The sequence below is a fragment of the Streptococcus sp. HMSC072G04 genome, from assembly GCF_001813295.1.
Lineage (GTDB): Bacteria > Bacillota > Bacilli > Lactobacillales > Streptococcaceae > Streptococcus.
Genome location: NZ_KV812002.1, coordinates 36,624 through 49,184 on the forward strand (window position 1 = coordinate 36,624; position 12,561 = coordinate 49,184).

Annotated in this window: 7 protein-coding genes; all 7 read left to right on the forward strand. The window is 43.0% G+C overall.

The window, feature by feature from the left end; genetic code table 11:
• Nucleotides 1–123 precede the first annotated feature (123 nt).
• The 7 genes from fusA (at nt 124) to glnA (ending at nt 12,518) form a co-directional block, all read left to right on the forward strand.
• Nucleotides 124–2,205, forward strand: a complete 2,082-nt coding sequence (fusA, locus tag HMPREF2904_RS00440; protein WP_003003071.1) for an elongation factor G — start codon at nt 124–126, stop codon at nt 2,203–2,205.
• Between the two features lie 288 nt (nt 2,206–2,493).
• Entirely contained in the window at nt 2,494–3,504 is a 1,011-nt protein-coding gene (gene gap / locus HMPREF2904_RS00445; RefSeq protein ID WP_003008880.1) for a type I glyceraldehyde-3-phosphate dehydrogenase, read from the forward strand.
• Nucleotides 3,505–3,737: 233 nt separating this feature from the next.
• Nucleotides 3,738–8,501: an endo-beta-N-acetylglucosaminidase gene (locus tag HMPREF2904_RS00450; RefSeq protein ID WP_083307510.1), complete on the forward strand. Its 4,764-nt coding sequence runs from the start codon at nt 3,738–3,740 to the stop codon at nt 8,499–8,501.
• 202 nt (nt 8,502–8,703) lie between these two features.
• Entirely contained in the window at nt 8,704–9,903 is a 1,200-nt protein-coding gene (gene pgk / locus HMPREF2904_RS00455; protein ID WP_003002974.1) for a phosphoglycerate kinase, read from the forward strand.
• A 268-nt stretch (nt 9,904–10,171) separates the two neighbouring features.
• Complete coding sequence (locus HMPREF2904_RS00460) at nt 10,172–10,705, forward strand: FUSC family protein (RefSeq protein WP_070659306.1); 534 nt, start codon at nt 10,172–10,174, stop codon at nt 10,703–10,705.
• 67 nt (nt 10,706–10,772) lie between these two features.
• Nucleotides 10,773–11,132 carry a MerR family transcriptional regulator gene (locus tag HMPREF2904_RS00465; protein WP_003008872.1) on the forward strand — a complete coding sequence of 120 codons (360 nt, stop codon included), beginning with the start codon at nt 10,773–10,775 and terminating at the stop codon, nt 11,130–11,132.
• 39 nt (nt 11,133–11,171) lie between these two features.
• Nucleotides 11,172–12,518 carry a type I glutamate--ammonia ligase gene (glnA, locus tag HMPREF2904_RS00470; protein ID WP_003008870.1) on the forward strand — a complete coding sequence of 449 codons (1,347 nt, stop codon included), beginning with the start codon at nt 11,172–11,174 and terminating at the stop codon, nt 12,516–12,518.
• The last annotated feature ends 43 nt before the right edge of the window (nt 12,519–12,561 follow it).

Below are 12,561 nucleotides of genomic sequence, written 5' to 3' on the forward strand. Positions count from 1 at the left end.
TTACAAGTTGGAACCAAAACTTAGCATGAAAACACTGAGAACGGGTAGGTCCTGCCTATCCGTTTTTATTAAATCATGTTATAATAGAATATAGAAATAAAAAATATAGGAGAAACAAACCTCATGGCACGCGAATTTTCACTTGAAAAAACTCGTAATATCGGTATCATGGCTCACGTCGATGCTGGTAAAACAACTACAACTGAGCGTATCCTTTACTACACTGGTAAGATTCACAAAATCGGTGAAACTCACGAAGGTGCGTCACAAATGGACTGGATGGAGCAAGAACAAGAACGTGGTATCACTATCACATCTGCCGCTACAACAGCTCAATGGAAAGACACTCGTGTAAACATCATCGACACACCAGGACACGTGGACTTCACTATCGAAGTTCAACGTTCACTCCGCGTTTTGGACGGTGCTGTAACCGTTCTTGACTCACAATCAGGTGTTGAGCCTCAAACTGAAACAGTTTGGCGTCAAGCAACTGAATACGGAGTTCCACGTATCGTATTCGCTAACAAGATGGATAAAATCGGTGCTGACTTCCTTTACTCAGTAAGCACACTTCATGACCGTCTTCAAGCAAACGCTCACCCAATTCAATTGCCAATCGGTGCTGAAGATGACTTCCGCGGAATCATTGACTTGATCAAGATGAAAGCTGAAATCTATACTAACGACCTTGGTACAGATATCCTTGAAGAAGATATTCCAGCTGAATACCTTGAACAAGCTCAAGAATACCGTGAAAAATTGGTTGAAGCAGTTGCTGAAACTGATGAAGACTTGATGATGAAATACCTTGAAGGGGAAGAAATCACTAACGAAGAATTGAAAGCTGGTATCCGTAAAGCTACAATCAACGTTGAATTCTACCCAGTACTTTGTGGTTCTGCCTTCAAGAACAAAGGGGTTCAATTGATGTTGGATGCAGTCCTTGACTACCTTCCAAGCCCACTTGATATCCCTGCAATCAAGGGTGTAAACCCAGATACAGACGAAGAAGAAGAACGTCCAGCATCTGATGAAGAGCCATTTGCAGCTCTTGCCTTCAAGATCATGACTGACCCATTCGTAGGTCGTTTGACATTCTTCCGTGTTTACTCAGGTGTCTTGAACTCAGGTTCATACGTCTTGAACACTTCTAAAGGTAAACGTGAACGTATCGGACGTATCCTTCAAATGCACGCCAACACTCGTAAAGAAATCGAAACAGTTTACTCTGGAGATATCGCTGCTGCCGTTGGTTTGAAAGATACAACAACTGGTGACTCATTGACAGATGAAAAAGCAAAAATCATCCTTGAATCAATCGAAGTTCCAGAACCAGTTATCCAATTGATGGTTGAGCCTAAATCTAAAGCAGACCAAGACAAGATGGGTATCGCCCTTCAAAAATTGGCTGAAGAAGATCCAACATTCCGCGTTGAAACAAACCCTGAAACTGGTGAAACAGTTATCTCTGGTATGGGTGAGTTGCACTTGGATGTCCTTGTTGACCGTATGAAACGTGAATTCAAGGTTGAAGCTAACGTTGGTGCTCCTCAAGTATCTTACCGTGAAACATTCCGCGCTTCTACACAAGCACGTGGATTCTTCAAACGTCAATCTGGTGGTAAAGGTCAGTTTGGTGATGTTTGGATCGAATTCACTCCAAACGAAGAAGGTAAAGGATTCGAGTTCGAAAATGCTATCGTCGGTGGTGTGGTTCCACGTGAATTCATCCCTGCAGTAGAAAAAGGACTTCAAGAATCTATGGCGAACGGTGTTCTTGCTGGTTACCCAATGGTTGACGTGAAAGCTAAGCTTTACGATGGTTCATACCACGATGTCGACTCATCTGAAACTGCCTTCAAGATCGCTGCATCTCTTGCACTTAAAGAAGCTGCTAAGACTGCACAACCAGCTATCCTTGAACCAATGATGCTTGTAACCATCACAGTTCCTGAAGAAAACCTTGGGGATGTTATGGGTCACGTAACTGCTCGTCGTGGACGTGTAGATGGTATGGAAGCACACGGTGCAAGCCAAATCGTTCGTGCTTATGTACCACTCGCTGAAATGTTTGGTTACGCTACTGTCCTTCGTTCTGCAACTCAAGGACGTGGTACCTTCATGATGGTATTTGACCACTACGAAGATGTACCAAAATCAGTACAAGAAGAAATCATTAAAAAAGCTAAAGGTGAAGCTTAATTTACCAAAGCTAAAAAACTCTTCCCACTTTGGGAAGAGTTTTTGTTTGTTGAAAAAGTCTAAAGGTTGAATACAAGAAAAAGAGCGTCCTTCTTAGAAGGCAAGACTTTGTGAAAAACTTTAATAAAAAAGGTAGTGATCTATGATAAATCTTGCTTTTCGTGGGGAAATAGTTGCTTTTTAATGCAATAAAGTATATAATAGAGACTGTTAAAAGATGTTTGGCGCTGTGTCAAGTTACTCTTTTCACAAAAAATTTTTTTGATTTTCATAAGGAGGAAATCACGAATGGTAGTTAAAGTTGGTATTAACGGTTTCGGTCGTATCGGACGTCTTGCTTTCCGTCGTATCCAAAACGTAGAAGGTGTTGAAGTTACACGCATCAACGACCTTACAGATCCAGTTATGCTTGCACACTTGTTGAAATACGATACAACTCAAGGTCGTTTCGACGGTACTGTGGAAGTTAAAGAAGGTGGATTCGAAGTTAACGGTAAATTCGTTAAAGTTTCTGCTGAACGCGATCCAGAACAAATCGACTGGGCTAACGACGGTGTAGAAATCGTTCTTGAAGCAACTGGTTTCTTTGCTACTAAAGCAGCTGCTGAAAAACACTTGCATGCTGGTGGTGCTAAGAAAGTTGTTATCACTGCTCCTGGTGGATCAGATGTTAAAACAGTCGTATTTAACACTAACCACGATATTCTTGATGGTACTGAAACAGTTATCTCAGGTGCTTCATGTACTACAAACTGCTTGGCTCCAATGGCTAAAGCTCTTCAAGATAACTTCGGTGTTGTTGAAGGATTGATGACTACTATCCACGCTTACACTGGTGACCAAATGATCCTTGACGGTCCACACCGTAAAGGTGACCTTCGTCGTGCACGCGCTGGTGCTGCTAACATCGTTCCTAACTCAACTGGTGCTGCTAAAGCAATCGGTTTGGTTATCCCTGAATTGAACGGTAAATTGGACGGAGCTGCACAACGTGTTCCTGTTCCAACTGGATCAGTTACTGAATTGGTAGTTGTTCTTGACAAGAACGTTACTGTTGATGAAGTGAATGCAGCTATGAAAGCAGCTTCAAACGAATCATACGGTTACACTGAAGATCCAATCGTATCTTCAGACGTTGTAGGTATGTCTTACGGATCATTGTTTGACGCAACTCAAACTAAAGTTCTTGACGTTGACGGTAAACAATTGGTTAAAGTTGTTTCATGGTATGACAACGAAATGTCTTACACTGCACAACTTGTTCGTACTCTTGAATACTTCGCAAAAATTGCTAAATAATTCATGCGTATGATGAGAGGAGGGAAACCTCCTCTTTTTTTGTACTTTTTTTAGGGCTTTCTCATCATATTATAGGAATTGCCAAAATGGATTGACAGTGCTAAATAGATTAGGGTATCCTATTCTTGATTGGAGATTTCTAATACAATAAAATGAAAGCGATTACAGGTCGTAGAGAAAGGAGCCAAAGGAAATCGCTCAAGAAAAAGAAAAAACTATACAAGGAGATCAAGATGAAAGGACATCTATTTGAAAAGAAAGAACGATTTAGTATACGAAAATTCAGTGTGGGAGTTTGCTCCGCATTGATTGGGTTAGCATTTTTAGGAACAGGCGCTGTCTCTGCAGATGAGGCGGTTTCTACTAGTGAACAACCCTTGGAAAGCTCTTCAGCAACGACCGAAGACGTCAATCATCTAGTGAGAGAAGCTAGCGTCTATACTGCAGATGCAGTCTTACCTTCTGCAGAAACGGAAAAACCAGCCGCAGAAGCGCTCACTCCAGAGGCTAGTCCTACAAGTACAGAAGCTAGCTCGACAACTACAGATACTCCAGCTGTTTTAGAGACTGAAAAACCGAAAGCTACTGCTGAAAAAGTGGCTGATTTACCAACCAATGAAGAAAAACAATTAAGACCCAAAGAAGTTAAGTTCGATACCTGGGAAGATCTCTTGAAGTGGGAACCAGGAAAACGAGTGGATGACGATATGAATAGAGCAAGCGTCCCACTTGCGAGTCGTTTTCAAGGGAAACAAATTAATGAACAAGCCAACCCTGAAGCTAAGATACAAGCGCTGTCAAACATGAACTCTAAAGCCAAGGATCATGCGTCTGTTGGCGGGGAAGAGTTTAAGGCCTATGCTTTTGATTACTGGCAATATTTGGACTCCATGGTCTTTTGGGAAGGACTTGTCCCTTCAGCAGACGTGATTGATGCGGCTCATAGAAATGGGGTTCCTATTTATGGAACAATCTTTTATAACTGGTCTAGCAGCATCAAGGATCAAGAACATTTTGCGGAAACCTTGAAAGAAGATAGTGAAGGCTCTAAAACCTTCCCGATCGCCCGTAAATTAGTCGAACTTGCCAAGTACTATGGCTTTGATGGTTACTTTATCAACCAAGAAACGACCGGAAATCTTGTAGAACCATTGGGTCCAAAATTGAGAGATTTTCTTCTTTATACCAAGGAATATGCGAAGAGTCTGAACTATCCGATTAAGTATTCCTGGTATGATGCTATGACCTATGAATATGGCCGTTACCATGAGAATGCGCTGGGAGAATACAACTACAATTTCATGCAGCCAGAAAATGGGGAAAATCCAGTGGATACCTTCTTTGCTAACTTTAACTGGGGCAAATCAGAAGTGGATTATTCCATCAGTACAGCCAAATGGATTCATCGGAATCCTTATGATGTTCTAGCTGGACTTGAGCTCCAAAAAGGAGGCTCTTATAAGACTAATGTAGACTGGAATGCCATTTTAGATGAACATGGCAAGTTGCGTCTATCCCTTGGTCTTTATGCGCCTGATACCATTACAGGTCTAGGAAAGACAGGAGAAGGTTACCATACTCATGAAGATTTATTCTGGACTGGTTTCCAAGGGGATCCAACCAAAGGAAAACCAGCAGACCAATCTTGGTACGGGATGTCCAATCTAGTAGTGGATAAAACGCCAATTACAAGTGCTGATTTCAATACGTCCTTTAATACAGGCCACGGCAAACATTGGTTTGTGGATGGCAAGATTTCTAAAGAAGGGGAGTGGAACTACCGTTCTGTTTCTGGCTACCTTCCAACCTGGCGTTGGTGGGTAGAACATAGTGAAGATAGTACGCCATTGAAAGGGCGCTATGATTTTGATCAAGCCTACAATGGAGGGAACTCTCTAGCCTTTGAAGGAGATTTAAAAGCCAATAGCAGTCAAAATGTCATGCTCTATTCGACCAAGATCCCTGTGACAGAAACGACAAAATTGAGCGTCAGTCATAAAGGTGGGATCGGAGCAGCTGCCTGGGTAGCTGTTGCCACCAAAGAAGACTACTCTGAATACGAATGGAAAGAATTGACACCAAGTGCGGATTGGTCCACTCAAACCTTTGATTTGGGAGGCTTGGCTGGCAAGACCATTTATGCTGTGAAGATGTTCTTTGACCATGATACGGATGTCAAAGACTACAAATTTAATCTCGGCCAATTGTCGATTACGTCGAACCAAGAGAAACCAGGGACTCCAGCAGAAGTATCCGTTCGGGCAAAACGTCTACAAAATGCGCAAGAAGCAGAAGCAGTCCTCAATTTTAAAGGGGTAGCAGATGCGGATTATTATGAAGTCTATGAAAAAGATGGTGACAAATGGCGTCTTTTAACAGGGTCTTCTGCGACAACCGTCTATCTACCAAAAGTTAGCCGTTCAGCAAGTGCTGAAGGAACGACTCAGGACCTCAAGGTTGTGGCAGTTGGGAAGAATGGCCAACGTTCAGATGCGGGAACTGTAGCCTTTGATTGGGGTATGACCGTGTCAGATACCAGTCTACCAAAAGCTTTAACACCAAACGTGGTCATTGGAGCCAAAGTGATCGGTTCGAGCTTCCCAGATGCGGATGGTAGTGAAGGCATTGAAGGCATGTTAAATGGGACCATTACCAGTCTTTCAGATAAATGGTCTTCTGCTCAATTGAGTGGAACCGTCGATATCCGCTTGACACAACCTCGGACCATTGTTCGTTGGGTCATGGACCATGCCGGTGCTGGTGGGGAATCTGTCGATGATGGCAAGATGAATACCCGTGACTTCGACCTTTACTACAAGGATGAAGCGGGTGAATGGAAGCTCGCTAAGGAAGTTCGTGGCAATAAAGCCCATGTGTCTGACATTACACTTGATCATCCGATCAAGGCTCAAGACTGGCGTCTCCATGTCATTACAGCAGATAACGGCACCCCATGGCAAGCCATCCGGATTTACAACTGGAAGATGTATGAAAGTCTAGATACTGAGACGGTCAACATCCCGATGAAAAATGCTGCAGCGCAAAACCTAGGTAATCATTTTGTCCAAGTCGGTTTCAAAGATGTTCCGGCCAATACCACACTGACTCTTTATGCCGATAAAGAAGCCACTAGTCCAATTGCGACCATGACAGGCGATCAAGCTGGAAATCTCATCTTTAAACCATTGGCTTTTGAATCAACCCCGTCTCTTCTTTACTATCGTGCACAAGTTCCTGGTAAAGATATCAGTAATGTTCTAGCGATCGAAGTTCCAAAGAATGATAAAGAAATTGCGGGACTCCAATTTGAAGATGGCTTGACCAAGAAGGTCTACCGGGAAGGCGATGCCCTTTCCTTGAAAGGGGCGACTCTCCGCGTTCATTATAAAGATGGCCAAGCAGATCAACTGGTCAACCTCACCAACTCAGGTGTAGAGATTCATGGATTTGACAGTAGCAAGCTTGGAGAACAACACCTAGAAGTCTCTTACCTTGGTCAGAAATTGGATAAGACCCTCACTGTTTTTGTGGTCAGTGCAGAGGAAGCAGGTGAAAAAGCAGTTGCTGGTCTAGAATTGACCGACAAACCAAAAGTGGAATATATTGTCGGAGAAGCATTGGAGAAGGAGGGTGGACGCTTTACAGTCGTCTTTGAAGATGAAACGACCGAAACGCATGCCTTGACAGATGAAGGTGTGGAAGTGACTGGCTTTGATACAACCAAGGAAGGCCGTCAAACCATCACGGTCCATTACAAAGGAGCTAGCACAAGCTTTGATGTCCTCGTCAATCCAAAACCAGCTCTCAACGATGAATACCTCAAGCAAAAATTGGCTGAAGCTGAAGCTGCAAAAGCCAAAGTAGACTTTACTTTTGCCACTCCTGAAGTCAAAGAAGCTTTGCTAGCTGGAATGGCTGCTTCTGAAAAAGTCTTGAAAGAGCATGATACCAGCACACAAGATCAAGTCAATGAACAGTTGAACCAATTGACCGCTCTCTTGAAAGCCTTGGATGGTCAAGCCAATCTAACAAAAGAAAAAGAAGCTCTCTCTGCCCTAACAATAGAAGCGACTGCTCTATTAGCAAGCAAGCCAAATCACCCTTCTGGTGAAGCTTTACAGGCACTCCTGGAGAAAAATAAAGAACTCCTAGCTTCTTCAGAGCTCACTCCTGAAGCGCTTGGAACAGCTAAGACAGGTCTAGAGACCTTGATTGCGCTCCTGAAAGAAGATAAGCCAGCGGTCTTTGTAGACCCTGCGACTGGAGTCGAAGTTCAATTCTCCAACTTAGAGCCAACCGTTGTCAAAGGACTAAAAGTCGCAAAAGTTGAAGCCAATCAGGCAGAAAAAGAAGAGCTGAAGGGTCGAGAAGGAATCGTCTTTGATATTGAAGGCGTGGATGCCAGCGGTCAAGATATCGATACCCACCATCCATCCCTTGTGAAAATCCCTGTGGATAAGGATAAAGAAGTGGAGCAAGTTCTCTTCTTCCCAGAAGGTCAAGCTCCTCAATCCTTGGCCTTTGAGAGAGTTGGAGATGTGGTCATCTTTACAGCTCCTCACTTTACCCACTATGCGATTGTCTATAAGCTAGCAAAAACGGAAGGACCAGATCAACCGATCAAACCAGAAGAACCGGCTCAACCAAATCAGCCAGTCCAACCAGCTACCCCAGTGACTCCGGATCCAGCTAATCCACTGAAGCCTACAGAGTCTTCTCAAGTGGATCAGTTGGCCCCAACGACTTCTACTCAAGCGGGTCATCAAGAGGAAGAACACAAGGATATGGTCGATCAAGAGATCCATCAGTTGTTAAGTACCCACCAAGGAACGAACTCACAGCCAACGGCTCAGCAAGAAACAAAAGATGCCAGCAAAGAAAGTCAATCGGAACACTTGCCAAATACGGCAAGCCTAGAAGCTTCCTTTGCAGCTGAAGCTGTTCTTCTAGCAGCCTTAGGCGGCTTCCTCTTGGCTGGTAAGAAGAAAGAAGAGTAAGTCTTTTACAGGATTCTTTTGTTCACTAAAAAAGTCACTCTCAAAAAACCTCTCTGGTGAAAACCAGAGAGGTTTGATCTTGTATCTAGAAGTGTTGTTCGGATCCTGTGAATTAGAGGGGAAAAGCATTGGATTTTTCTACCTCTTTTACAGCTTTTGTGATATAATTATCATGTATTAAAAAAAGAAGGAGTCATATCTAATGGCAAAATTGACTGTTAAAGACGTTGACTTGAAAGGGAAAAAAGTTCTCGTTCGTGTTGACTTCAACGTTCCTGTAAAAGATGGCGTGATCACTAACGATAACCGTATCACTGCAGCTCTTCCAACTATCAAGTACATCCTTGAACAAGGTGGACGTGCAATCCTCTTCTCTCACCTTGGACGTGTAAAAGAAGAAGCAGATAAAGAAGGTAAATCACTTGCTCCTGTAGCTGCTGACTTGGCTGCTAAATTGGGTCAAGAAGTGAAATTTATTCCAGGTGTTACACGTGGTGCTGAATTGGAAGCAGCTGTTAACGCTCTTGAAGATGGACAAGTTCTCTTGGTTGAAAACACTCGTTTCGAAGATGTTGATGGCAAGAAAGAATCTAAAAACGATCCTGAACTTGGTAAATACTGGGCATCACTTGGAGATGGTATCTTCGTAAACGATGCATTCGGTACTGCTCACCGTGCACACGCATCTAACGTTGGTATCTCTGCAAACGTTGAGAAAGCTGTTGCTGGATTCCTTCTTGAAAATGAAATTGCTTACATCAAAGAAGCAGTTGAAGCTCCAGAACGTCCATTCGTAGCTATCCTTGGTGGATCTAAAGTATCTGACAAGATCGGTGTTATCGAAAACTTGCTTGAAAAAGCTGATAAAGTTCTTATCGGTGGTGGGATGACTTACACATTCTACAAAGCTCAAGGTATCGAAATCGGTAACTCACTTGTAGAAGAAGACAAATTGGATGTGGCGAAAGCTCTTCTTGAAAAATCAAACGGCAAATTGATCTTGCCAGTTGACTCAAAAGAAGCGAACGCATTTGCTGACTACACTGAAGTGAAAGACACTGAAGGTGAAGCAGTAGATCCAGGGTTCCTTGGTCTTGATATCGGTCCTAAATCAATCGCTAAGTTCGACCAAGAATTGACTGGTGCGAAAACAGTTGTATGGAACGGACCTATGGGTGTATTTGAAAATCCTGACTTCCAAGCTGGTACAATCGGTGTGATGGACGCTATCGTGAAACAACCAGGCGTTAAATCAATCATCGGTGGTGGTGACTCAGCTGCTGCTGCGATCAACCTTGGCCGTGCAGACAAATTCTCATGGATCTCTACTGGTGGTGGTGCTTCTATGGAACTCCTTGAAGGTAAAGAACTTCCAGGATTGGCTGCTCTTACAGACAAATAATCTAAATAGAATGAAAGAGGCTGGGACAAAAGTCCTAGCCTCTCAATTATCTTTGAATTGTCGAGCAAAACGCAGTGGTTGAGTGGGCTCTACTACGCTGATTTCATCAGTTTTTACAGCCCTACTCAACTGTTCGGAGGTGGGACGACGAAATCGAATTCTAATGAATTACCGATTTCTGTCCCACTCTCTTTTTTCTTTCTATTGATATCTGTTCTCTCCTTTCGGAAAATATGGTAGAATAATAGAAATAGAAAGATAGGTGACCATGGATTACTTTAAACGACACAAATTTGATTGGTCCAAATTCCGTTTGGGAATGAGAACCTTTAAAACAGGGATTGCCGTTTTTATTGTGCTACTTATTTTTGGAATATTTGGCTGGCGAGGCCTTCAGATCGGGACTTTGAGAGCTGTTTTTAGCTTGAGGGAAGATTTTGATAAGAGTGTCCACTTCGGGGCTTCGCGTGTCATGGGCAACAGTATCGGAGGTTTTTATGCCGTATTGTTCTTCCTTTTAAAAACGCTCTTTCATGGGGCGTATTGGGTGACTCTTATTTTTGTACCCATTGCGACCATGTTAACCATTATGACAAATGTCGCTATGAATAACAAAGCAGGAATTATCGGAGGAGTTTCGGCAATGCTGATCATTACCCTCTCGATTCCTAACGGAGAAACCTTCTTGTATGTTTTTGCCCGAATATTTGAGACATTTATTGGCGTTTTCGTTGCGATTTTGGTCAATTCGGATGTGGATCGCATTCGCGATTTTCTCAAGAAACACAAAAAACCTATGTAAGATTATGTAACATTTAATCTTGACATAGATTTTTTTTTCGATATAATAGAATAGAAAGAGGAATGGTATGAAGGAAAAGGAATTACGACGCTCGCTGGCAGTCTTTCCGATTGGCAGTGTTATGAAGCTGACCGACTTGACAGCTCGCCAGATTCGTTATTATGAAGATCAGGGATTGATTTCTCCTGATCGGACAGAAGGCAATCGCCGCATGTATTCGTTGGACGATATGGACCGCCTGCTTGAGATCAAAGATTATATCTCAGATGGCTTCAATATTGCGGATATTAAGAAGAAATATGCGGAAAAAGAGCAAGAGCAAACCAAGGTTGTCAGTCAAGAAGAGATCCGTAAGGCTCTTCATCGTGACATTCTTCAGCAAAGTCGCTTCACATCTTCCCCATCGCCATATGGTCAATTTCGTTGATCATTTCATAAGCTTGTAATCTATTTTAAGGAGACAAAAATGTCAATTACTGCTGCAGATATTCGCCGTGAAGTAAAAGAAAAAAATGTTACTTTTATTCGCTTGATGTTCTCTGATATTTTGGGAACCATGAAGAACGTCGAAATTCCAGCTACCGATGAGCAACTGGACAAGGTTCTTTCAAACAAAGCCATGTTTGATGGTTCTTCTATCGAAGGATTTGTCCGTATCAACGAGTCAGATATGTATCTTTACCCAGATTTGGATACATGGACAGTCTTTCCTTGGGGAGATGAAAATGGTAGCGTAGCTGGCTTGATCTGTGATGTCTATACGACAGAAGGAGAACCATTTGCAGGAGACCCACGTGGCAACTTGAAACGTGCCCTTCGTCATATGGAAGAACTTGGATTCAAATCCTTTAACCTTGGTCCAGAACCAGAATTCTTCCTCTTCAAGTTGGACGAAAATGGAGATCCAACTCTTGAAGTAAACGACAAAGGTGGCTATTTTGACTTGGCTCCAACAGATCTTGCGGATAACACTCGTCGTGAAATCGTAAATGTCTTGACTAAGATGGGCTTTGAAGTAGAAGCCAGCCACCACGAAGTGGCCGTTGGTCAGCATGAAATCGACTTTAAGTATGACGAAGTGCTTCGCGCTTGTGACAAGATCCAAATCTTTAAACTCGTTGTGAAGACCATCGCTCGTAAACACGGCTTGTATGCAACCTTTATGGCCAAACCAAAATTTGGAATTGCCGGATCAGGTATGCACTGTAATATGTCTCTCTTTGACCAAGATGGCAACAATGCCTTCTTTGATCCAGAAGATCCACGTGGAATGCAATTGTCAGAAACTGCTTATCACTTCTTGGGTGGTTTGATCAAGCATGCCTACAACTTTACAGCCGTGACCAACCCAACCGTCAACTCTTATAAACGTTTGGTTCCTGGATATGAAGCACCTGTTTATATCGCTTGGGCAGGTCGCAACCGTTCCCCATTGGTACGTGTGCCAGCCTCACGTGGTATGGGAACTCGTTTGGAATTGCGTTCCGTAGACCCAATGGCCAATCCTTATGTAGCCTTGGCAGTCTTGCTTGAAGTCGGCCTTCACGGGATTGAAAATAAAATCGAAGCACCTGCTCCGATCGAAGAAAATATCTATGTGATGACACCGGAAGAACGTAGAGCAGCTGGAATCACAGATCTACCTTCTACCCTTCACAATGCTTTGAAAGCCTTGACAGAAGACGAAGTGGTGAAAGCTGCCTTGGGTGAGCACATCTACACCAGCTTCCTTGAAGCCAAACGAATCGAATGGGCAAGCTATGCGACCTTCGTATCTCAATGGGAAGTAGATAACTATTTAGATCTTTATTAAGAAACAAGAGTAAAGAGGCTAGGACAAAAGTCCTAGCCTCTCA

Coding starts and splice junctions, on each gene's coding strand:
- fusA (WP_003003071.1), top strand. CDS start 124: ATGGCACGCGAATTTTCACTTGAAAAAACTCGTAATATCGGTATCATG.
- HMPREF2904_RS00450 (WP_083307510.1), top strand. CDS start 3,738: ATGAAAGGACATCTATTTGAAAAGAAAGAACGATTTAGTATACGAAAA.
- pgk (WP_003002974.1), top strand. CDS start 8,704: ATGGCAAAATTGACTGTTAAAGACGTTGACTTGAAAGGGAAAAAAGTT.
- HMPREF2904_RS00460 (WP_070659306.1), top strand. CDS start 10,172: ATGGATTACTTTAAACGACACAAATTTGATTGGTCCAAATTCCGTTTG.
- HMPREF2904_RS00465 (WP_003008872.1), top strand. CDS start 10,773: ATGAAGGAAAAGGAATTACGACGCTCGCTGGCAGTCTTTCCGATTGGC.
- glnA (WP_003008870.1), top strand. CDS start 11,172: ATGTCAATTACTGCTGCAGATATTCGCCGTGAAGTAAAAGAAAAAAAT.
- gap (WP_003008880.1), top strand. CDS start 2,494: ATGGTAGTTAAAGTTGGTATTAACGGTTTCGGTCGTATCGGACGTCTT.